General features: G+C 35.2%; 19 protein-coding genes and 1 other RNA gene. 11 read left to right on the top strand and 9 right to left on the bottom strand.

Annotated features, from left to right (window positions below):
* The first annotated feature begins 1 nt into the window (after position 1).
* The 8 genes from menC (at position 2) to ssrA (ending at position 8,344) form a co-directional block, all read left to right on the top strand.
* Positions 2 to 1,108 (top strand): o-succinylbenzoate synthase, encoded by a 1,107-nt coding sequence (menC, locus tag ACQQ2I_RS16280; RefSeq protein ID WP_431027820.1) that lies wholly within the window; start codon positions 2 to 4, stop codon positions 1,106 to 1,108.
* Between the two features lie 90 nt (positions 1,109 to 1,198).
* Positions 1,199 to 2,254 (top strand): YkvI family membrane protein, encoded by a 1,056-nt coding sequence (locus ACQQ2I_RS16275; RefSeq protein WP_431027819.1) that lies wholly within the window; start codon positions 1,199 to 1,201, stop codon positions 2,252 to 2,254.
* A 153-nt stretch (positions 2,255 to 2,407) separates the two neighbouring features.
* Positions 2,408 to 3,460 (top strand): YkvI family membrane protein, encoded by a 1,053-nt coding sequence (locus ACQQ2I_RS16270; protein WP_431027818.1) that lies wholly within the window; start codon positions 2,408 to 2,410, stop codon positions 3,458 to 3,460.
* Between the two features lie 70 nt (positions 3,461 to 3,530).
* Complete coding sequence (locus tag ACQQ2I_RS16265; RefSeq protein ID WP_431027817.1) at positions 3,531 to 4,094, top strand: hypothetical protein; 564 nt, start codon at positions 3,531 to 3,533, stop codon at positions 4,092 to 4,094.
* 112 nt (positions 4,095 to 4,206) lie between these two features.
* The gene (tnpA, locus tag ACQQ2I_RS16260; RefSeq protein ID WP_431027816.1) at positions 4,207 to 4,608 is read left to right on the top strand and encodes an IS200/IS605 family transposase; all 402 of its coding nucleotides are present in this window, start codon (positions 4,207 to 4,209) and stop codon (positions 4,606 to 4,608) included.
* A 5-nt stretch (positions 4,609 to 4,613) separates the two neighbouring features.
* Positions 4,614 to 6,065 carry an RNA-guided endonuclease TnpB family protein gene (locus ACQQ2I_RS16255; protein WP_431027815.1) on the top strand — a complete coding sequence of 484 codons (1,452 nt, stop codon included), beginning with the start codon at positions 4,614 to 4,616 and terminating at the stop codon, positions 6,063 to 6,065.
* Positions 6,066 to 6,215: 150 nt separating this feature from the next.
* On the top strand, positions 6,216 to 7,094 hold the full coding sequence (locus ACQQ2I_RS16250) for a hypothetical protein (RefSeq protein ID WP_431027814.1): 879 nt from the start codon (positions 6,216 to 6,218) through the stop codon (positions 7,092 to 7,094).
* A gap of 894 nt (positions 7,095 to 7,988) precedes the next feature.
* Positions 7,989 to 8,344, top strand: a transfer-messenger RNA (tmRNA) gene (gene ssrA, locus ACQQ2I_RS16245).
* Positions 8,345 to 8,479: 135 nt separating this feature from the next.
* Here the strand turns inward: ssrA and ACQQ2I_RS16240 are convergent.
* The 3 genes from ACQQ2I_RS16240 to ACQQ2I_RS16230 all read right to left on the bottom strand — a co-directional run bounded on the left by ACQQ2I_RS16240 (position 8,480) and on the right by ACQQ2I_RS16230 (position 11,553).
* Entirely contained in the window at positions 8,480 to 9,652 is a 1,173-nt protein-coding gene (locus ACQQ2I_RS16240; protein WP_431027813.1) for a tyrosine-type recombinase/integrase, read from the bottom strand.
* 103 nt (positions 9,653 to 9,755) lie between these two features.
* Positions 9,756 to 10,016, bottom strand: a complete 261-nt coding sequence (locus ACQQ2I_RS16235) for a DNA-binding protein (RefSeq protein WP_431027812.1) — start codon at positions 10,014 to 10,016, stop codon at positions 9,756 to 9,758.
* Positions 10,017 to 10,200: 184 nt separating this feature from the next.
* Entirely contained in the window at positions 10,201 to 11,553 is a 1,353-nt protein-coding gene (locus ACQQ2I_RS16230; protein WP_431027801.1) for a transposase, read from the bottom strand.
* Between the two features lie 456 nt (positions 11,554 to 12,009).
* Here ACQQ2I_RS16230 and ACQQ2I_RS16225 point away from each other — a divergent pair, with 456 nt between their 5' ends.
* Positions 12,010 to 13,368: a hypothetical protein gene (locus ACQQ2I_RS16225; RefSeq protein ID WP_431027811.1), complete on the top strand. Its 1,359-nt coding sequence runs from the start codon at positions 12,010 to 12,012 to the stop codon at positions 13,366 to 13,368.
* Between the two features lie 485 nt (positions 13,369 to 13,853).
* Positions 13,854 to 15,632 (top strand): reverse transcriptase domain-containing protein, encoded by a 1,779-nt coding sequence (locus ACQQ2I_RS16220; protein WP_431027810.1) that lies wholly within the window; start codon positions 13,854 to 13,856, stop codon positions 15,630 to 15,632.
* A 491-nt stretch (positions 15,633 to 16,123) separates the two neighbouring features.
* Here ACQQ2I_RS16220 and ACQQ2I_RS16215 read toward each other — a convergent pair whose 3' ends face one another.
* From ACQQ2I_RS16215 to ACQQ2I_RS16190, 6 genes are all read right to left on the bottom strand, one after another.
* Positions 16,124 to 17,029 carry an SIR2 family protein gene (locus tag ACQQ2I_RS16215; protein ID WP_431027809.1) on the bottom strand — a complete coding sequence of 302 codons (906 nt, stop codon included), beginning with the start codon at positions 17,027 to 17,029 and terminating at the stop codon, positions 16,124 to 16,126.
* Complete coding sequence (locus ACQQ2I_RS16210; RefSeq protein WP_431027808.1) at positions 17,022 to 18,086, bottom strand: ParA family protein; 1,065 nt, start codon at positions 18,084 to 18,086, stop codon at positions 17,022 to 17,024. The genes ACQQ2I_RS16215 and ACQQ2I_RS16210 overlap by 8 nt, the downstream gene beginning before the upstream one ends.
* Positions 18,087 to 18,281: 195 nt before the next feature.
* Positions 18,282 to 19,451, bottom strand: a complete 1,170-nt coding sequence (locus ACQQ2I_RS16205; RefSeq protein WP_431027807.1) for a DNA methyltransferase — start codon at positions 19,449 to 19,451, stop codon at positions 18,282 to 18,284.
* Between the two features lie 67 nt (positions 19,452 to 19,518).
* The gene (locus ACQQ2I_RS16200; protein WP_431027806.1) at positions 19,519 to 19,815 is read right to left on the bottom strand and encodes a tyrosine-type recombinase/integrase; all 297 of its coding nucleotides are present in this window, start codon (positions 19,813 to 19,815) and stop codon (positions 19,519 to 19,521) included.
* A gap of 149 nt (positions 19,816 to 19,964) precedes the next feature.
* Positions 19,965 to 20,621, bottom strand: coding sequence for an Arm DNA-binding domain-containing protein (locus ACQQ2I_RS16195; RefSeq protein WP_431027805.1), 657 nt, complete (start codon positions 20,619 to 20,621; stop codon positions 19,965 to 19,967).
* Positions 20,622 to 20,652: 31 nt separating this feature from the next.
* Positions 20,653 to 21,129, bottom strand: coding sequence for a helix-turn-helix domain-containing protein (locus ACQQ2I_RS16190; RefSeq protein WP_431027804.1), 477 nt, complete (start codon positions 21,127 to 21,129; stop codon positions 20,653 to 20,655).
* A gap of 468 nt (positions 21,130 to 21,597) precedes the next feature.
* On the opposite strand from ACQQ2I_RS16190, the gene ACQQ2I_RS16185 reads away from it, so the two are divergent.
* Positions 21,598 to 21,855 carry a hypothetical protein gene (locus tag ACQQ2I_RS16185; RefSeq protein ID WP_431027803.1) on the top strand — a complete coding sequence of 86 codons (258 nt, stop codon included), beginning with the start codon at positions 21,598 to 21,600 and terminating at the stop codon, positions 21,853 to 21,855.
* Positions 21,856 to 21,981 lie beyond the last annotated feature (126 nt).

Genomic DNA, 21,981 nt, shown 5'->3' with positions numbered 1-21,981 from the left:
TATGAAAATTACTGAAATTACAGTTCGTCATTTACAAATGAAACTAAAAGCACCTTTTACAACAAGCTTCGGTACGTTTACAAATAAAGACTTTTTACTATTAGAAGCAAAAGATGAGGACGGCACAACTGGTTGGGGAGAATCCGTTGCTTTCCATTCCCCTTGGTACAATGAAGAAACATTAAAAACAAACTGGCATATGCTTGAGGATTTCTTAATTCCGCTTATTTTAAATAAAGAAATGGCACATCCAGATGAAGTGAGCGATATTTTTGAGCCAATCCGCAAAAATAATATGGCGAAATCGACAATTGAAGGCGCGATTTGGGATATTTATGCACAGCAAACAAATCAATCATTAGCTGCTGCACTTGGTGGGAAAAAAGAGCAAATCGAAGTTGGCATTAGTATCGGCATTCAAAATTCGATTGATGAACTAGTCGCATTAGTAGACGAATATGTAAAAGAAGGCTACAAACGCATTAAAGTAAAAATTAAGCCAGGCTGGGATGTTGATGTAATGCGAACATTACGCGAAAAATTCCCAGATGTGGCGATTATGGCAGATGCAAACTCGGCTTACCGCTTATCCGATGCAGAACTACTGAAACAATTAGACGAGTTCAACTTAACAATGATCGAGCAACCATTAGCATCCGATGACATTATCGATCATGCGACACTGCAAAAACAATTACATACACCTATTTGTTTAGACGAGAGCATTCATTCACTTGAAGACGCACGTAAAGCAGTGGAGCTAGGCGCAACGAAAATCATTAATATTAAAATCGGTCGTGTGGGCGGCTTAACAGAGGCGAAGCGAATTCATGACTACTGCGAATCTGTCGGTGTACCTGTATGGTGCGGCGGCATGCTAGAGTCAGGCATTGGACGAGCACATAATGTCGCGTTAACAACATTATCAAATTTCATTTTACCTGGTGATACAGCAAGCTCTAATCGCTATTGGGAAAAAGATATTATTGATCCGGAAGTGGTGGCAGAAAACGGCTATATCCAAGTACCTCAAACAGCAGGCATCGGCTACAACGTTAATGTAGAAACAGTTGAATCTTACACAGTTGAGAAGAAAACATACAAATAATCCCAATCCTTAAGCATCGAATAAGCGGTGCTTAAGGATATATTCAGGATAATATTGTCAGAATTTTTAAATAAAATAGTAGGTGAATATATGAAGAAAAGTTTACAAATTGGGGGAGCCTTTGTCGGACTGATTGTCGGTGCGGGCTTTGCCTCTGGTCAAGAAATTATGCAGTACTTTACGAGTTTTGGCTTAATGGGGATTGTCGGCGCATTAGTCGCAACAGCCGCATTCGCTTTTTTAGGCATGACATTAGCACAGCTTGGCTCAAAGCTCCAAACAACATCACATAAAGGGGTTATTTACTATATTGGGGGTCGTTATATAGGGCTTGTGTTAGACTTCCTAATTACGTTTTTCTTATTCGGCGTAGCTGTTGTTATGTTTGCAGGGGCAGGTTCAACATTTAATCAAATGTTCGGCATTCCTCCAATGGTTGGTAGCATTATTATGGTAGCCGCAACGATTTTTACGCTACTATTAAATATAAAAAATATTATTAATTTAATTGCGGTCATTACACCGTATTTAATGGGTATTATTTTCATTATCTTAATCTATTCTTTATTTACGATGGACATCTCCATGGCAGAGGCAAATGAAATGGCACAAGCACAAAGCGCGGCTGCTTCGAACTGGCTGATCGGTGCATTACTTTATGTGTCGTACAATATTGCAGCAGGTGCCGCCATTTTAATCGTGATGGGTGGTACTGTCAAAGATCGTAAAGTAGCAGGTGTTGGTGGTATTTTAGGTGGGATCATGTTAGGTTTATTAATCATTTTAATTAATCTTACGATGTTTGTGAAAATGGACGTTGTGGCAGGTGTCGATATGCCGACGCTTGAATTAGCGAAACAAATTCACCCAGCAGTCGGTGTGCTAATGGCAATCGCACTTCTTGGGATGATGTACAACACAGCAGTAGGGATGTTCTATGCATTCACAGTCCGTTTTGTCGCACCAGACCATAAAGTATTTAAGCCAACGATTGTCGTTGTCGGATTAGCTGGATTTGTTGCAAGCTTAGCTGGCTTTACGACATTAGTTGGCAAAGTATATTCAACAATGGGCTACCTTGGCTTTGCGTTAATTATTGTGGTCATTATTGCATGGATTCGTAAAGATAAAAGAGAACTAGCTTAATAGGGAAAGATAGAAGGCATTTGGAGTCCTAGTACTCCGAATGCTTTTTATGTTATCAATGTCGTAAAAACAACAGACTCATGTCCAACAAATATTAGGCATACAATAGGACAATGTTTATCGTGCTGTAAAGAAAAAAGAAGTAGGTGTACGATGAAGAAAAGCTTTCAAATTGGCGGTGCCTTTGTTGGGCTGATTGTCGGTGCTGGCTTTGCGTCGGGACAAGAAATCATGCAATATTTTACGAGCTTTGGTTTGATGGGAGTGATGGGTGCCATTGTGGCGACCGTTATATTTGCTTTCTTAGGGATGACATTGGCACAATTAGGCTCGGATTTACAAACAACCTCACATAAAGAAGGCATATATTATATCGGAGGGCGCTATATGGGTCCTGTGCTAGACATCTTGGTTACGCTTGTTTTATTTGGCATAGGGGTTGTTATGTTTGCGGGTTCAGGCTCTACATTTCAGCAAATGTACGGGATACATCCAGGCGTAGGCAGTATCATCATGGTAACGGCAACGATTTTAACACTTCTATTAAACGCTGAAAATATTATGAAAATCGTAGCCATGTTAACTCCGTATTTAATGGGCATTATTTTTATTATTTTAATGTACTCTTTTTTCACAATGGATTACTCGATTAGTGAGTTAGATGTAATGGCAAAAAATCAAACACCCGCTACGACCAATTGGCTGATGGGGGCGGTTTTATATGTGTCCTATAATATTGCAGCAGGTGCGGCGATGCTCATCGTGATGGGCAGTACGGAAAAAGACCGAAAAATAGCAGGGCGGGGCGGTATTCTCGGCGGCATAATGCTAGGTGCTTTAATTGTATTAATTAATACGGCACTATTTGTCAAAATGGATGTAGTAGCCGGTACCGATATGCCTACATTAGAGCTGGCTAAGCAAATTCATCCAGTAGTCGGGCTATGTATGTCCATCATCTTGTTAGGTATGATGTACAATACAGCCGTAGGAATGCTGTATATATTTACCGTTAGATTCATGTCACCGCATCGCAAATTGTTCAAGCCAACCGTGCTGCTCATTGGATTAGTTGGCTTTGCCGTAAGCTTAGTCGGATTTACAACATTGGTAGGGAAACTTTATTCAACGATGGGGTACCTCGGTTTTGTATTAATACTAGCAGTGGTCATTACTTGGCTTCGGAATCATAAAATAGCTTCATAAAAGCACATGTCGATTGTAGGCATGTGTTTTACGTTTTGGTAATATATTGGAAGTGATTTGAGGAGGTTTTATGCTGAAAAAACTATTATTAGTAGCCGGTATGCTTTGTTTAGCTGGTTGTGCAGAAAACGAAGCAATTGGCGTATCACATGCTAACGCGGCGGAAGTAGCGCAACATCAGGAATCATCTACTCTCTCAGAAACACAAATCACACGACAACAACAATTAGGCAAGGTCCTTGAACAGATTGCACAACGTTTCGGTACGATGCCAAACAACGCAACGTATTATAATAATGGATTTGGACTTGTACATGCGGGCTTAATGGACATAAATCAAGACGGGCAAAATGAAATGTACATCTTATTGAAAGGATCGCCTTATGCTAATGCAGAACTTACTCATCGCAATCAAGGCAGCTATATTTTTGAAATTTGGGCAGGGAATGAGAAGGCAGATGAAGCGCAGTTATTATTCCATGAAGCCATCAATCTGGATTCTTCGGCTACCTCAGATGTAAGCATTTCTTTTATCCAATCAACTAGCGGAGAAACATTTGTGAAAAGAAACCACTTCCGAACGAAAGATGGTACAAATTACATATTTTCCGAACAGGAAAGCCCTTGCCTTTAGGCTTGGGATGAAAGTGAGGTCAGATAAGGAGCGCCAAAACCGACGCTCTAATTATCTGAATTTTTAATGTATTTAAGTTGCAGTTTAATAGTTAAACTGATACAATCGATATATGTTAAATGAATATAGAAGAACTAAAACAACTGTGTCATTAATTCATTATCATTTTGTGTTTTGTCCGAGATATAGGAGAAAAATTTTTCTCAACAGTAAAGTTGAAGAGCGCTTCAAAACATTGGTTCAAGAGATTTGCGAAGAATTAGAAATCGAAGTCATCGCAATGGAATGCGATAAAGACCATGTGCATTTGTTTTTAAATACACTACCAACATTTAGTCCAACAGACATAATGGCAAAAATAAAAGGAGTGACTTCTAAAAAGTTGAGAGAGGAATTTCCTCATCTTCAACATTTGCCAAGTCTATGGACGCGTTCTTATTTTGTTTCAACTGCTGGAAACGTATCAAGCGAAACCATTAGACGTTATGTAGAAAATCAAAAAACGAGGGGGTGAATGCGATGTCAACGCCAAGCTATGTATTAACGTTGCGCTTAAAAACAGAATCTTTCCAAGATGATATTCTAGATAAACGTTTTGAAATTTCTCGCAAGATATACAATGCCTGCGTGAATGAATTATACAAACGTTATCGCACTATGCAACAATCAAAATCCTATCAAAAAGCCAAAAAGATGAAAAAAGGAAAAGAGAGAAATGCTATTTTTTCGAAGTTGAATGCACAGTTTGGGTTGACAGAGTATTCTATTCATGCTTTTTTAACACCTATGAGTCAACGATTCAAACAAAATATAGATTCACAAGCTGGTCAAAAAATGGGAACAAGGGCTTTTCAAGCTTTTAAAAAAATGATGTTTGGTGAAGCGAAGAAAGTATATTTTAAACGCTACGGAGAGATGGAATCCGTTGAAGGTAAATCAAATAAAACGGGTATCCGCTTCATAAACGATATGTTGACTTGGAAAGGTCTTTCTATTCCTGTTATTGTTCGAAAACAAGATGCATATGCTCATTTAGCACTTCAAGCTAAAGTGAAGTACGTTCGTATTAAACGAGTGTTTCTAAAAGGAAAATATGTATATTATGCTCAACTTATATTAGAAGGCGTTCCGCCGCAATCGTATAACTCAGAGGGAGTAAAGCAACAGGTAGGCATTGGAAGAGTAGGAATCGATATAGGTACTTCTACTGTCGCAGCAAGCTCCGAGAAACAAGTAATGCTAAAGGGTTTGGCTCCTAATGTGGTTAATTATGAGAAAGCCATTCAACGAATTCAACGCAAAATGGATAGAAGTAAAAGAGCGACAAACCCTTTAAAATATAATGATGATGGAACAATCAATCGTAGTAATGGAGAAAGATGGGTATATTCGAATCGTTATGTTGAACTACGAAATCAATATCGAGAGTTGCATCGTAAGAACCGAATGGTAAGAAAACAAGACCATGAAACATTGTCTAATCAACTGTTATCTATGGGCGATACAATTTTCGTAGAAACAATGCCCTTTAAAGGACTTCAAAAACGAAGTAAAAAAACAGAGAAAAATAAAAAAGGTCGATTTAAGAAGAAGAAAAGGTTTGGAAGAACCTTATCGAATCGTGCTCCTTCTATGCTTTTAAGTTGCCTAGAACGGAAGTTAAAGTATAATGGTTTGAAATTAAACAAAGTGAATACAACTAAAGTAAAAGCGAGTCAATATAATCATTTTGATGATACGTATACAAAAAAATCATTGAGCAAGCGTTGGAATGACTTCGATGGCATCAAAGTCCAACGAGATTTGTATTCAGCTTTCCTTTTGATGAACATGGTTAATGATAAAGATTTAGATAAAATAGATAGAGATTTATGCTTTAAAACATTTCATTTATTCCTTAAAAATCACGATGCATTAATTAGTAAACTAAAAAAGGAATCCCATACGCTTAAAAGTATGGGAATAAGGTAAACGATAAAAACGGTTTAGGCATGAGCCGGTGCGAACGCTAATGATGGCAAAGGTCGTCTTGTTCGTTGAAGTCTAAAGGAAATAAGAACGTGTCTTTATGTTGTACCCAACCAGTTTCATCGGTTGATGGGAGAGTAAAGAAGAAATCTTTTGTACTTTAGAACCCCACTCATTCATGGGTGGGAGTGTCAGGGGAAAATAAATAAACAACGATTAGGCACGAAAGCAGTCGATTTAAAAACATTTCAAAAAACAATAAAAGCATACGAAGGAGAAGAAACCTTTGTGATCAAAAGCAGTGCTGGAAAAAAAGCGTTCGCATTTGATACGGCGGATATTTCGGGACAAATTGGTCATGTGTTTTCCACGTTAACAAAAGGGTTTAACACCGTTTTACTAGACGGGAAAGATGCTTCTATTAAGGATTTTAAGAAAATACAAACAAGGATGAAAGAGTATAGATTTTATCAAATGATGGATAAGCGAGATAAGACAACGTATCCACGTGTTATTATTGACCTCATTTGGAGAGGAAAAGTGAAGCAAGATGGCGGGAAATTAGATTACTTCCTGGGCTACACCGAGGCACAAGTAGCGAAAAAAATGAAGCAGCTACATGATATTGAGTTAGATGGTGCGGCACTGGGACTACCATCACCAAAGAAGCCGAGCCCAATCGAATTACTACACTATGAAAAAGGTGTCTTCTATATGCCACCAACCGACCATTACGGCGATCATGTCGTGCGCGATGTCACAGCAGCTAAAAAAATAGCGAATCAAACGTACTTCGTAACGTTTCGAGATACTTTTTTTAATGCGATGGAGTACTACGATGTGACGGAGGATGCTACATTCGACTTAAATAAATATAAAAACAAACCTCTTTCAGAATGGCCAGAAAAAACGAAAGCCTTCCTGAAAACAGGTATCCCAAGCTACGCAGTAGTCAAATTTGTGAACGGCACGATGCAATTACACTACATGGGCTACCTCAATTTAACGGAAGCAGAACTAAAAAGTTTTTAACGAGCAAGCAAGTCGCCTGCAATTAGCAAAGAAGCAAGCACGTTAAATATATCAGCCTCTTTTTTGAATATATCAGCCTAAAACTCCAGGATATCAGCCCATTGTTTGCAAATATCAGCCTAAAATTTTTGTTGATTGAAAACAAGCGCAACTTTTTTGACTTATGTTGAATTGAAACCAATCATTTTTAATGCCTCGATTATGTCAAATAGCAAAATCGAGATACAACTTAATTTTAAATAAGTGTCAAATCGGGACTATTCACCTGAATGGCGCTTATTCTTAATTAAGTTGTATATGAAAATCGACAATTTAAGATTTTGACGATTTTGCAGAGAGGGGTTCATTTTTTTCTAGTAAAAAATTATGCGTTATTATTATTTTTGATTAAAATAAAGAGTTATTTATGAATCACTGCAGCATCAAGATTTGTATCAAGCCTCTTGAAACAAGGGGCATTTTTTAAAAAAAGCTTGATTATTTTCTACTTTTTCATCTAAAAAGGCGCTGTTTTTGCTCTTCATGCCAGTAACTTTTTTAGTAAATTTCTCTCTTTTTTATCACGGTAGCTATTCGTACGGGGCTCTTTTTTGCATAAAAACGTTCATTTTTTAGCTAAAATGCATGTTTTTTTAGTAAAGTATAAGGCTGATTTTATTGTAGGAATGGTTGGGCGTGAATTATTTGGCATTCACACCAGCAATCGATAGAGAAAATGGCGTGGGATTCGCTTGAAGTTTGATGTTGCTTGATTTATAATGTGTTATGTAAGTTGCCAGTGGGTATCTACTCATACGATACTCATTATAGAACAAGATTTTATTGTTCTTCCCGTACACGACTTAGCTCGTAACCCGGAAATAAGGTGCGTTTCATACGCTACCGATATTATACGGGGACGTTACGGATTCGACAGGGGTGGTTCAAGCTCTGGTCGCGCGTCGGAGGTCTCGGCTCCGTCATCAACGGAAGTTATATAATAACTGGCAAACAACAAAATTTAGCTTTCGCAGCGTAAGCTCGTAAGCGCTCGGCCTCTGCATCGCCCATGTGCAGTACGTCGGGCCCAACTTTAGTGGGATACGGTTACTGGTGCCACCTGAGTCAGTAGCAAGAGATTTCCAGGTTAGCGATCCGGACGCCTGTTTGTCGGCATAAGGACTCGCGAATTGCAAGTAGACAAACTACACGCGTAGAAGCCGGCGTATTGGAGCTTCTGGACGCGGGTTCGACTCCCGCCGTCTCCATAATACGATTTCATTGAATTTCAATGAGTGTCAAAACCCTTGTATATCAAGGGTTTTTTCTTTTGCCCTATGTCATGTAGTTTAATTGAATATCAATCGAACGTAGTCAAAAGCGTAGTCAAAACGTAGTCACGAAAATTACATCTCAATATAGCTAGCAAACTTCTGTATAGCCTCTTCTTTTGCCTCTTTCGTAACGTGTGCATAGATGTTCATTGTCGTTTGTACATCACTGTGTCCTAAACGATCTTGCACTTCCTTCAAACTAGCACCCGCTTCAAATAACAATGAACAATGCGTATGACGTAATCCGTGTATTGTAATTGTACCTAGCCCATAGTTTTTCTGAATGTGTAGAATCCATTTACGAGTCTTTGTAGGCTGTAGGTATTCATTCACTTCATTACTAAATACGAGTTGCTTAGGTTGCATTGTATTGAAGCCTAGCACTAAATAATCCTGCTTCTGCTTTTTCTTCCACTCTTTTAATATTGTCATTGTCTTGTCGTCCATTTTAATCGTACGAGCAACACCTGTTTTTGTAGACTTTATATAGAGCTTATTATCTTTCCCACGTGAGAGTGCCTTATTAATACGCAGCTCGTTCGTTGTGAAGTTTAAGTCATTCCATGAAAGTGCCAGTGCTTCACCTTTACGCATACCGCTGAAGGCAAGTAAACGGAATAAGGCGTATGCTTTGAAGTTACTTTCTTGTTCTAAGCATGATAGGAACTTGATAAGCTGTTCACGAGTGTAGAAGTTCTCCGCTTCATCTTCGTCCGTTACAATAGCCTTTTTAGAACCGGTGGTGGGCATGTCTACATGTGTAAATGGGTTGGTTTGTATAAATCCACGCTTAATAGCAAAGTCTAATACCTTTGCAGCATATGCTTTTACCATCCTAAACTTCTTTAACTTTGCCGCCCACTCATCAATATGCTTTTGACAAACATCTACATTGATTTTTTCAATCTTATAGGTACCCATTGAAGGTAAAATATGATTTTTGAAAATACCTGCTGTTTTGACGAATGTACTTTCCTCAACAGTCTTTTCGTATTGTGTTACCCATAAGTTATATAATTCTTGGTACGTCTCCGCTCGCTCCTGACGATAAGTGCCATTTGCTACATCTAGCTTAATACGTGCTAGTGCTAATTCAGCCTCTTTACGTGTTCTAAATCCTCGTTTCAGTGTACGCTTCTGTTTTCCTGTTAACGGATCAATCCCTAAATAGACTGGAAACTCATATCGTTTATCACCATTTTTTAGCGTATAGCATTTAATAGGTGATACTTTTTTCTTTACCATGATAACTCCTCCTGAATCAGTTGCGGGGGCAATTGATTAAAGAGAGGATTTACCTCTAGTGATATTATAATCGAATTAAAAGGCAAATCCTTATACATAATGATTAAAAGCTATGATGTTGTAAAAAACGATCAATCTCTTTACGTGAAACACGTTTGATACCTTCTATTTCACATACTTGTAAGCCCATCTCACGGAACTTAATAAACGTGTTGTAAGAGACCCCGGCGTACTTAGCACCGTCTTTCAAGGAAAGCCATCCGCTATCCATAAACTGATGCTGAGAAGCTAGTAATGCCTTCTGAACCGCCTTCATAATCACTTCTTCCATAGTTGTATCATTGTTCGTAAATTCTACACTCATATGTATAGCTCCTTTTGTTGGTCATTTTATTCCCCGCAATTATAATTGCTTACGTTAGCTTTATACGAGGCTTGAAAAGGAGAGTTAAATAAAAATATTATCTTTTTTATAAATGAATCAATTTCATAAATCGATTTTTTCAAAAGCTTAGACTAACCCAATTTCTCGATTTTAATTTTAAAAATTATGCAGCTATATTTTGTTCAGTCAATTGTACATTCAAACGATCAATAGCTAATTGGCAGGCATTATAAATAAACGTCACCAGATTGAAATGGAGCTTGGCTTTTCTACCTGTTCGATGACGGACATTATTTAATTGAAAATATTCTTTTAAGTAGGCATTCACGCGTTCAACGGCTGTACGTTCTTTGTACAGTTTCTCCCATAATGCGGAGCCTCTTGCTGGATACGTATACTTGCGAATATCCGTTTCACACTTGATTTTAAAGACTTTTTGACAAAGTGAATCCGTGCGTAATGGACACGTTGCACATTCTTTTGGACGTGTAAATTTTAAACTTTGGTATTTCTCGTCAAAGCTGTCGTAACAGTAGCTATGTTCGCGTACGCACGTTGGACGGAAATGTTCATCGAAGCCCAAGATTTCAGATTCACGACGCTTAACGTATGGAATGACTGCTTTCATGTCTTGATTTAAGATTTGTTGATAAATCGCTTCGTAATCATATCCTGCGTCGAATATAGTCGTTGTAAATTGGTTTGGCACCACTTCTGCTACCTTTTTTAACAGTGGAATGGCTGCTTTACTATCACTTAAACTGCCGGACGACATCAAGCGTGCCACAATGTACTGACTTTTTGTCGAGACAGCTAAATGCCCTTTGAAACCGAACCAGAACGTGTTTTTACCGTCACTATTCTTCTTGACGCCCCACTTAGGTTCGATCGGGATGTCTTGCCAAAGTGTCTGTGTTGGAATCGTTAATTGGGCTTCTAACTTCTTTTCATACGTTGTCAGATTTGCTTCGATTTCTGCTTGTTCAGCGAGCCAGGCAGCACGTTCTTCTTTCGATTTACGGCCACGCTTTTTCGGAATCTTTTCTTTTTTCTCGGATGGTTTTGACGCATCTCGTGCTTCGAAATGTGTCGCGTCAAAGCTAAGGTGTTCATCGTTCAGAAATCCTTCTGTAAAGGCTGTTTGAATTATTTCATCCTGCATTTTATCGAAAACCTCTGACTGACTAATCACATCGACCATACGTGAATAAGAAGCTTCAGAAGGCACCGAATCGGAAAGTAAAAAGCCGCAATCTAAACGAAAGATAAGATCATTTTTTAGCCGTTTGATTAAATCTTTTACTGTTGGAATACGCTCGACAATGCGAATGATTAACGATTGAATCATTGCACCGTAGTTTAATTCTCTTGGAGCACCACGCATTGTCTTTTTACGGAACAGTTGGAAAATCGGCTGTAAATCAAAAGTGGTCAAAATCGCATCAAAACGATGAGAACTTTCCATTTCCATTAATTCATGGATGTCAAATAGACGCATTTGTTTTATAATCGTCATAGGGCATTCACCTCAGGGATAATTTTGGTTTGGTCACTTAAATTATACCAAATTGGGGAGGTGCCCTTTTTTTATTGTTTTGAAACCCTTGGTAGACAAGGGATTGGAATTATGAAATTAACTCTATTATACTAAATTGGGTATATTTCAATGATCCCAATACATTTTACCTAGGTTTTTTAGAACTTTTTGGTTTAAAATCAAACTAAACTGTGTTGGTATTCAATCAGCTTGTGTAAATGATGATTATATTCGACATAGAATTATCCCTTGAACATATCCAACTATTAAAGGGTAACAACAATGCTATTGTCACAAGGAGTTCATGAAATGAAGGAAATAAATTAGTTTCTCAATTCTTTTTATAGGGTACAAATGAGCATATCATTACCAATTAATGATATAATCCTGGTGTGTTTGGTAACTTTTGATTCTGTTAATTAAAGGAGTGGGAGAATGGAAAAAACAATAGAAGGGAAAGGTAAATTTAAGTACAAGGATGAGTTAGAAATTGAAGGTAGCATTAGAATAAGCGTAGACTCTAATAATGCATGGGATTCAAAAAAGAATAGTGTTATTTGCTATATTGATGAAGGAACTATTGATAAAACATTGAATGATTTACCCTTTTTCCCATGGATTTTTGAAGGGGAAAGTATTGAAGGAGAATTGATTTCGGCGAATAATATGGCATTGACTAAGAGGGGGGGAGACATTAATAATCAAGGGTTAAATATTAAATGGGAATTTGATATTTCAGAATTGGTAATAGAGGGCAATAGTAAATGTGAACGATTTGAGTTTTGGATATCAAATTTCCTCATTGCTTTTGATGATATGACTAGAATAGGTACCCGTTCTGTACGTAATAAGAGTAGTTTTACAATTAATCATAATCAAGACACAATCAAAATTGATTTTTTTGAAGTTAACAATATAGTAACGGAAAAAGATGAAATAATTAAGAAGAACGAAGACCTTGTTACATTAAAAGTTGTCCTAAAAAAAGAAAATAGTACTATTCAGTTTGATGAAGCTAGAGAAATAATGGAGAGTATAATAGATTTGTTTTCCGTTGCATACGGAGCTAGGGTAAACTGGACAAATGCACTAGGATTTAACAATGACCTGGAACTTTTTAATATGATTAGGAATGTGCCACACGCTTCATTAACCCCTTTTAGACAATTGATAAGGGTTTTATACCCAGGTTATTTATCACGATTTATTCAAATGTGTTATCCCGTCTATAATGGATTAGGACAAGAAACTAGACATTCCCTTAAAAAACTTGTTGAAGGTATTCACTTGTCTGCATCTAGATTAATCTTCCCAGCACCATTTATTATTTTAGGTTCTTCAATTGAAGACTTTGCAAATAATGAATTAGGGGATACTAGTACCCACTATATAAAAAGAGCTGAAAGAAGAAGAATTTACCCATATTTTAAAGGATTTATAGATGAAAACATTGTTGTATCATTGTCTGAGGAAGATATTGGTGATTTTGATGAAACAGGAATAAAACAGAAATTGAGTGGTTTGGTTCAAAGAAACCTTCGTTCAAGGATTACAAATTTACTCCAAACATTTGAAGTGGAATTTGATAATGATTGGGTTCGACAATTTGTAATAAAAAGAAACCAGGCAGCTCATGGAGATTACGTGTTCACTCCTTCAGATTATCTAATTTGGACTCGAATGGCAACGTTACTAGAACAAATAATATTAATAAAATTGCAATATTCAGATGAATATTTAGATTGGTCAACAAGCCCTCCGGAATGGAAAATTAATTTAAATCGACTAGGATAAACATTTTCATGTTTTTTTCGTAGTAAGGACTATGACTAAAGTAAAACAGACCAATGTTTTTTATTTGATCTGTTTTTTATTATTAAATTAGTTTTACTAATAGTTAATATATTAATATCACTTTCAAAAGCTTACCATTTGAACTTTTAACATCTGAGAATAATAAAAAATAAGTTGTAAATTCAATTTATACTATCTTATAGATTATTAGAAAGTTTAATTTTTAATGAATTCAATAGGAGTGTAAATACTATTTAAAGGATTTATTTATCTGAAATACTAATTTGGGGAAGATTATTATTTGGAAATATGGTATTATTTGTTTGGAGTAGCTTCGAGTATCGAAGGTGAAATCGCCTGGTTTTGATAAAGCAAAAAGGAATATTTATTCCCGATTGCATGTGTACTATTATAACGTTAATGTTCTACGCTAGTTTAAAAGAGTGGAATGGCTACTCCACATTTTCATGAAATAGGGTGATTTCTTGCAAGTTCAAATTATAAAAAGTGATGATGACATTAAAAAATGTTTTAATAGTTTGCAGTCATTTGAAGACGTCGCAATATTGCTTGAAATCTCAAAAAAAGTTTTGTGGAAAAATGTAATTGTCGAGAAAATGTATTACGAATTTAAAATTCCTAAAAAGAAATCTGGGGATTTTCGAGTAATAAATAAACCCTCTAACAACTTGGACATAATTCAAAAGAAGTTAAATTATATAATTTCAGTTGTCTATACATATTCAAACGTATCATCACATGGGTTTGAAAAAGGGAAAAGTATAAGGACAAATGCTGAGATGCATTTAAAGAAGAAATTAGTTTTGAATTTAGATTTAAAGGATTTTTTCTCTAGTATTAATTTTCCGAGAGTAAGAGCTATGTTTATGACTTATTTCAAATTCAATAATGAAGTAGCGACTACTTTAGCAAATATTTGTTGTGATAATAAGAATGTATTACCTCAAGGAGCTGCTACATCCCCGATAATTTCCAACATTATAGCTTATAAATTAGACAAACAATTAAGTAGATTAGCCAAAAAGTATGGATGTGTTTATACAAGATATGCAGATGATATAACTTTTTCTACAAATCGTGATGAATTCCATAAGAGCATTTATGAACATGATGAAGACCTAATGAATGCAGGAGAAAAAGTTAAGAGTATTATTGAAAATAATGGTTTTAAGGTAAATGAAAATAAAACTCGAATCTATGATTACTCTAAAGCGCAGTATGTAACTGGTGTGAAAGTTAACAATAAATTAAATGTTAATAGGTCTTATATAAGAAGAATACGTTCTATATTACATACTATAGATAAAAATATAAATGATATTGAAAAGGCTAGGGGAATTTTTGAAGCCAAGTATCAATTTAGAAATACTTTATTTAAGAATTGTGACATGTTTAATGTTGTAAGAGGTATGATATCACATATTGGTAACATTAAAGGGAAACAAGATTTAATATTTCAAAAATTCGCTATTAGATATAATAAGATAATTAAGCAAGTTAATGAACAACAAGGTAAAAGTTACTCTTTTTTATATAGGCCATATACTGAAAAAGAATTTAGACAACAGAATATATTTGTAATTGAAGAAGATGAAATATCACATAAAGTGGGAGAAGCATATGAGAGTAAATTTATATCCTCTCAAGGGAGCGCATTTTTATTAAAGGGAATAGGATTAGTTACTAATTGGCATGTGATAAAACCATACATAGTAAATGTAATCGAGAATGAGTTAGGTAGTTTTAATGATGATTACTATATACCAGTTACTAAATCACAATATTCAGATGATATTTGGTTTGCTAAAGTGATTATGTATGATAAAGGAAGAGATTTAGCGGTTCTTGAAATAGAAGGTATTGATAAGCATAAATATGGTTTTAATTATTCTTTAGATATTAGAGAGAACATGCAATGTGTGTTATTGGGATATCCTGAATATATCCGAGGTCAAAATCTTCATGAAGTTGAAGGGAAAATACAAAGTCAAAGAATAGCTCTATATTACCCTAATAACTTTGTACGATATACTACTACAATGCCAATTCATGGAGGTAATAGTGGGGGACCAATCGTAGATCATAATAATATAGTTATTGCTGTAGCTGTTAAAGGAAGGGACAATACTGTTTCAGAAGTTATTCCGATAGGTGATTTATTAGAAGCAATAGATAATCAAGAAATGATTAAAGTAGTTAATCACCACATTATTCCAATAGGTAATATAGTAAAATCTCTATAAAAATTGAAAAATTTATTTAATTAGCATAGGTATCACATCAGTGGTAAGATTTTTTTAAAAATAAAAACTAGAATTAGTTGAAATATGAAAAGCAGGTGGTCTAGTGAGCTGTCTGCTTTTTCTACTGTAAGGAAATAATTGTTCAAATAAAATGAACATATTAAATATCACTTCCTCTAAAAACTAAAATATAAATTTGTACAATGGTTATCATGTTTCTACTATTATGGGAACACAGCAGATCTAGAACTAGGCATTGCTCCGCAACTAAATTTTTTAAAAACGTAGTCAAAAACGTAGTCAAAAAAAATCAAGTGCCCCCGCAAGCATTGATATAATAACACTTTGAGACGGTTGATTCGACTCCCGCCGTCTCCATACATAGGAATCAAACGATTTCAAAAAAGGCCGAAACCCTTTATATATAAGGGTTTCGGTCTTTTTGTGTTTTTAGGGGATTTTGGGGTGTGGCATTCATTTTGGGAGTCAAATTAATCAATTATTAAATGATTGAGTCCTCTATCTTCACGTAAGCTTGTAACTTTTACATACAGATCCTCTAATGCCGGAATAAGTTGTTCATGTTTATCTCCGTAAATGATTGGTTCAATATTAAAGTTCTGTTTATGATGTTTTATTAATTGTGGATTTGTACCGCTAGTTGTTAGTACATAATGCGGAGTCATTTCCGATGCAGTATTAGCAGCAGTATTAAATAATAAATTAATATCAGGATCGTTTAGACTGTAACCAATAAATAAAACGGTATGAGTTAAAAATAATGACTCAAAGATTTTATAAAAAAGGTGGTTCTCTCTAATAGATTTATAATAATTATCTTCTGTGAAAATTAAACCATCAGGAGAATCTATAGATCCATGTGCTTTAATGATGACATTATCATAAGATTTTATGTTGTGAATTAAATCATCGGTGTTTTTATAATTTATAACAACATGACCGCTACTATATTTTGAACCATTTGCTATACAATATGTCTCGTAGATTTTATCAAAATTTGTAGAAACTACAATTTTGATATTTAGACTATGTAGAATTTCATGGGCTCTTGAATGTGAATAACCGTTACCTGAATATGCACGTTTTAACAATGCTATATAATTTCCATTGCCATTAGATTTATCTTTAATAGTTTGTAAAGCGTGAAGATAATTTCTTTTATCAATACATTGCTGAACATATTCTTTAACATCTTCTTCACATGATTCTATAAGTTTTTGTGCCTCTGACATAAAAGTTGACCAATCCATCATAGATTCGTTATTTTTATTTTTTGAAGTGGCTGATACTCCTGCGCCAATAAATATTATGCAACGATTATAAGCAATTTCTTCTATTAGTGTTTCAGGAAAAGGAATATCTATAGTTTCATTCATTATGATCACCTTCAATAGTTTCAATATTTCTTAAAAGTTTAGAAGTGATATTATCTAACATTTCTTCATATCTAATAACATTTGAGGATTGTCCACCTCTGATACCATGTGAATTATTTAAAGAATATAGAGGTGCGTTATTTGATTGTGCTATAGGTATAATACTATTAAGGTAAGGGACATCCCCAAGGTTTAAGTCGGATTTCAAGCTTTTTGGAATTATATTACTAAGTGTTTCAACAATAGTTTCTGGCATTTTTGAAATAATTTCATCGTAGGCTTTTACAGGACGATAACCCGATTTAAACTTGCGAGAGTTATATTGTTGTATTGAAAATCCTATTAATTGTGTCGATCGTTCAATATTATGATTAATAAAATATTTTTCAAGATCTGAGGGACGACTTTGCAATTCGCTTAACTTTAGACTGTTATTATATTTTTTCCGCCAATCATTAATCCATTCAGAAATGTTTCTAATGCCCATTAAACTAAATATGTCAGAACCCATTGGAATAAGTATATATTCGCTATTCAAGAGTATACTTCTATTCAAGGCACCTAATGAAGGACCTACATCTATTATTAAAAAATCATACTCATTTTCAGTAGCATGTTTTTTTAGTATATTTAACCAATTAGTTGTTCTGATTCCTCCTATTGAGCCTGATTTAGCTTCTTCCCATGCACTACTTAAGATATCTTCCACTTGTGAAAGAGAAGGGTCCCCAGCTATTAAATCAAATCCAAAGGAATGATCTTTACCCTTTATAAAGTTAATATTAGGATTGATTTCACGGTCTCCAACTAATAGTGGTTGGAATAAGGATTTTATAGTTTTATTTTCAGTTGTATGATTATTTGTTCCGAAAGCTTCTGGATATAATTCATTCCATTTTTCTGGATGAATGACAAGTTGAGTCGAATTTGCTTGAGGATCTGCGTCTAATACCAAGACTTTTTTGTTATAGTTAGTTTGTAAGTATGAAGCAAGATTTACGGTTAGTGTTGTTTTTCCAACACCACCTTTATTATTGAAAAATGTTAAAGTTTTCATTTTAATTCCTCCTTAACTATAATTATAGATTTTTGTTGTATTAAGGCAAGTTTAATAATGAAAAATAGAAGTGAATAAAAAAACATTAAAACCCATTGGATAGAAAAAATAAAATTTTAAATATCATAAGTTCTAATGTTTTAATTTTTATTAAGTTTACCTGTCATATTTATGCAAGAAAAGTATGTTGACTTTTTATTTAAAGTCTTCTGGGAGCCATTGTTTATTAGCAATTCTAGCTTTTATCATTTCTTCGGTAAATAACTGATTTTTGTTTTTTTGGATAGTTTTTATCAAATTCTCCTGAGATTTGATATTATCAAAACGTCTAATAATATCATTTATGGGACCAATTTCAATTCCAATCCAATTTCTTTTTAGAACTTCACTAACAATGAATGTAGTACCACTGCCACCAAACGGATCTAAAATAATATCGCCCTCATTTGTTGTCATTGAAATAATTCTTTCAAGTAAATTCAAGGGAAGTTCATTACTATTACGTGTTTTATATTTTTTATGTCTTACGGGAGAAATATCTTTCCAAACATCAGTAAGAGAAATTCCTTTTGGGTTTAATTTGTTTTTATATCCGCCGTAATCTTTTATATCATGACTACAATGTGGACAGATTTCCAGTGGTAAACGTTCTTGATTGAAAGTATTAGGTTTGTTACCTTTAATATAATAAAGTAGTGAGTAATGAGCGGGGTATAATTTATTTGGGATAGGTAGGCTATATTTAACGTCTGCAACAATCCAATGTCGAAAGTTTAAATGTTTATTTAATATTTCAGAACTATATGTGTTCCAAGAAGGTATATTCCAAATAAAAATTGCTCCCCCGTCCTTTAAAACTCGTATACATTCGGTCAACCAACTTTCAGTCCAATTAAGATATTCGGTTTTTGAAAGGTTATCATTAATACCTGATTCATATTCTTTATTTAGGTTAAATGGCGGATCAGCAAATATCAAATCTACTGAATTTGAGGGTAAATGTTTAAGTACCTCTATACAATCCTCGTTATATAATTCACCAAATCTAGTGGAGAATATTGGCTTTAATCTTCTGTGTAATTTTGTGTTTATTTTCTTTTTAGGTTTTAGTGTCTTTATTGTTTCTAAATTATCTTTTAAGAGAGAAATAACGTTTTGATCAATATTACCTAGTCTTAACTTTAGTTCTAGCTCACTTAAATGAGGTCTTGCATTTAGTATTTTTTTGATATACGTTTCATCAGGATAGATACAATTAGCATTATAATAATTTAATTTTTTTAATTCAATTCCAATCTTTTTAGCAAATAGTCTCTTCTCGTCTTGAGAATTTAATTCTAAAATAGAATACAATTCTTCTCTCATTTTAGTACATTCACCTCTTTAATTAACTATATCTTAATAATGAATAAAATTATACTGTGTATTATTATTAAAAATCTAAATAATCCACAAACTTCTGTATCGTTACCGCCTTTACCTTCTTCATCACGTGAGCGTAAATGTTCATTGTCGTCTGCACATCGCCATGCCCTAAGCGATCTTGTACTTCTTTAATCGTTGCGCCAGCTTCAAACAATAGAGAACAATGCGTGTGTCGCAATCCATGTGTTATAATTTCTTTCAGCCCATACTTATTTTGTACATGCAGCATCCATTTACGTGTTTTGGTCGGTTGCAGTGTGTTATAGCCGAGTATTATATAGTCTTGCTTTGTTTCTTCCGCCATTCCGCTAAAATTTCCATCGTTTTTTCATCCATCTTTAACGTACGACGAGATGATTTTGTTTTCGTTGTTTTGACGTATAAGCCATTATCTTTTCCACGAGCCAAAGCTTTATTAATGCGAATTTCGCATTCCTTGAAATTAATATCTTCCTAAGTAAGTGAAAGTGCTTCACCTTTTCGCATGCCAGAGAAAGCAAGAATGCGAAATAGGGCGTACGCTTTGAAATTATTCTCCTGCTCCAAGCACTTCAAGAAATGCAGCAGTTCCTCTTTCGAATAGAAATTTAGTTCTTCCTCGTCCTCAGTCGGATCGACGCGTTTTGTTGGCATGGATACGAGTTTCATCGGATTTGATTGAATGAGCTCGAGCTTAATTGCGTAGTCTAAAACCTTAGAGGCATAAGCCTTTACCATGCGATAACGGGCGGGTTTTTTGAACCAATGATTAATCGTTTGCTCGCACATTTTGATGTTAATTTTATCGATTTTGTAGTCGCCAAGCTGTGGCAATACGTGATTTTTGAAAATGCTTAGTGTTTTAGAAAACGTACTTTCTTCAACTGTATTTTCGTATTGCACAATCCATAAATTGTACGCTTCCCGATACATTTCAACTGGTGGGCGAGTGTAAGTGCCTTTGTCGATTTCGAGTTGCAGTCGTGCGAGCTCGAGCTGGGCTTCTTTTTTCGTTTTGAAGCCACGGCGAGTCGATTTACGCACCTTTCCAGTCATCAGGTCAGTGTAAATGTAAAGTTGAAACATGTAATAAATTTTGCCATTCTTCTCATACGGTTTGATCGATGCCATGATGAGTTCTCCTTCGTATGAATAGCTGTACTTACTTCAATTTTTCATAGTCTGCCTTTAGCTGTTGTTCTGTCGGGTAGTTTTTTTCTTTGCCCTCGAAAATTTGGACGAGTGCTTGTAATTCGTTGTCGTTCAATTTGTGGCCTGCAATATAAAAGCTGCGTCCAGAATCTTTCATAATATCTTCAAGTTGTACGTGGTAATGCGATTTGTAAGCTTCGTAAGTGAAGTCTTCATCAGCAAAAGTATTTTTGCGTGTATTGCGCTTGAGCATTGCTAAATCTTCCTCGGAATAAATTCCCGCTTCGATTGCGAGCTCATATAAATCGCTATCAAGTGCCGTTGCCAGCTTTCGTAAAATTTCTAATGACGGGACGAACTTATCGTTTTCAATTTGTGATAAATAAGGGTTTGAAACGCCTGATTGCTCGGATAGTTGGACGAGCGATAGCATTTTTGATTTTCGTAATAGTCGAAGTGACGCGCCGAAGCTTTTGGATTGGTTCATTGTCAGCCCCCTTGCTCTTAGCATACACCGTTCGATTTTGATAATCAAATAAATAGTTTAAAAATTCTTGATAGCGAAACTCGGTTGTGATACTCTTGGTTCATCAAGATTAATCTTGAAATAAATGAGCTTAGGAGGCTATCAAATGGAGTTACGTTTTGATTTACCTGACCGATTTGAGACAGAGTTACAGCAGATTGTGATTGCAGCAACGCACCTAGCCATTGAAGAAAGCAAGAAGACAGGGCACATGAATGAATGACGCTAAAAGAAGGCGCTGCTTATGCAAGCGTTTCTTATAATAGTTTTATGAAATTTCGCATTTACGGCTTAAAGATTTGTGAGGTCGAAGGTGTGAAGTGTGTGTCGAAAACAGAGATTGATCGCTTTTTTATAGAACGCAGTAATTAATCGGTGAACGCAAAGGTCTTGGGGGCTTTTGCGTTATCTTTATTTGGAGGAGATATTATGAAATTCAAGGAAGGCGAGTGGGTGAGTTTTAGTCATATATACGGTTTTGTGCTTGCGATTGATGAGAAAAAGCAACAATATTTGGTCCAGTTTCGGAATAACGGCGAGCAAGGTATGAAGTGGGTGCCGATGCAAATGCTAGAGTCGAGGGAGGAAGTGCGGTTATTAGAGGAGGATATTGGCGAGTTGCAAAGCTTGGCGATTAGCTTGGAGGATTTTGAGTGGTTTGGCGAGTTGGAGTGGAGAAATTATTGAAATCTTTTGAATCCCCTAGTTTTATAGCATAGTTTACAATAAGAAAAATCAATAGAAATGTTTTAGAAAAAAATGAATAGAATGCCTATTATATTTGTTCGATTTGCTGAGAAGATACAAAATTAT

Source organism: Lysinibacillus sp. LZ02 (genome assembly GCF_050613145.1).
Taxonomy (GTDB): domain Bacteria; phylum Bacillota; class Bacilli; order Bacillales_A; family Planococcaceae; genus Lysinibacillus_B.
The sequence above is the reverse complement of the archived record's forward strand: the minus strand, read 5'-3'. Positions and strand labels throughout refer to the sequence as shown.

Bases quoted from the DNA above. Each gene is read 5' to 3' on its own strand.
- menC (WP_431027820.1), top strand. From the start codon at position 2: ATGAAAATTACTGAAATTACAGTTCGTCATTTACAAATGAAACTAAAA.
- ACQQ2I_RS16275 (WP_431027819.1), top strand. From the start codon at position 1,199: ATGAAGAAAAGTTTACAAATTGGGGGAGCCTTTGTCGGACTGATTGTC.
- ACQQ2I_RS16270 (WP_431027818.1), top strand. From the start codon at position 2,408: ATGAAGAAAAGCTTTCAAATTGGCGGTGCCTTTGTTGGGCTGATTGTC.
- ACQQ2I_RS16265 (WP_431027817.1), top strand. From the start codon at position 3,531: ATGCTGAAAAAACTATTATTAGTAGCCGGTATGCTTTGTTTAGCTGGT.
- tnpA (WP_431027816.1), top strand. From the start codon at position 4,207: ATGTTAAATGAATATAGAAGAACTAAAACAACTGTGTCATTAATTCAT.
- ACQQ2I_RS16255 (WP_431027815.1), top strand. From the start codon at position 4,614: ATGTCAACGCCAAGCTATGTATTAACGTTGCGCTTAAAAACAGAATCT.
- ACQQ2I_RS16240 (WP_431027813.1), bottom strand. From the start codon at position 9,652: ATGGTAAAGAAAAAAGTATCACCTATTAAATGCTATACGCTAAAAAAT.
- ACQQ2I_RS16235 (WP_431027812.1), bottom strand. From the start codon at position 10,016: ATGAGTGTAGAATTTACGAACAATGATACAACTATGGAAGAAGTGATT.
- ACQQ2I_RS16230 (WP_431027801.1), bottom strand. From the start codon at position 11,553: ATGACGATTATAAAACAAATGCGTCTATTTGACATCCATGAATTAATG.
- ACQQ2I_RS16225 (WP_431027811.1), top strand. From the start codon at position 12,010: ATGGAAAAAACAATAGAAGGGAAAGGTAAATTTAAGTACAAGGATGAG.
- ACQQ2I_RS16215 (WP_431027809.1), bottom strand. From the start codon at position 17,029: ATGAATGAAACTATAGATATTCCTTTTCCTGAAACACTAATAGAAGAA.
- ACQQ2I_RS16210 (WP_431027808.1), bottom strand. From the start codon at position 18,086: ATGAAAACTTTAACATTTTTCAATAATAAAGGTGGTGTTGGAAAAACA.
- ACQQ2I_RS16205 (WP_431027807.1), bottom strand. From the start codon at position 19,451: ATGAGAGAAGAATTGTATTCTATTTTAGAATTAAATTCTCAAGACGAG.
- ACQQ2I_RS16200 (WP_431027806.1), bottom strand. From the start codon at position 19,815: ATGGCGGAAGAAACAAAGCAAGACTATATAATACTCGGCTATAACACA.
- ACQQ2I_RS16195 (WP_431027805.1), bottom strand. From the start codon at position 20,621: ATGGCATCGATCAAACCGTATGAGAAGAATGGCAAAATTTATTACATG.
- ACQQ2I_RS16190 (WP_431027804.1), bottom strand. From the start codon at position 21,129: ATGAACCAATCCAAAAGCTTCGGCGCGTCACTTCGACTATTACGAAAA.
- ACQQ2I_RS16185 (WP_431027803.1), top strand. From the start codon at position 21,598: ATGAAATTCAAGGAAGGCGAGTGGGTGAGTTTTAGTCATATATACGGT.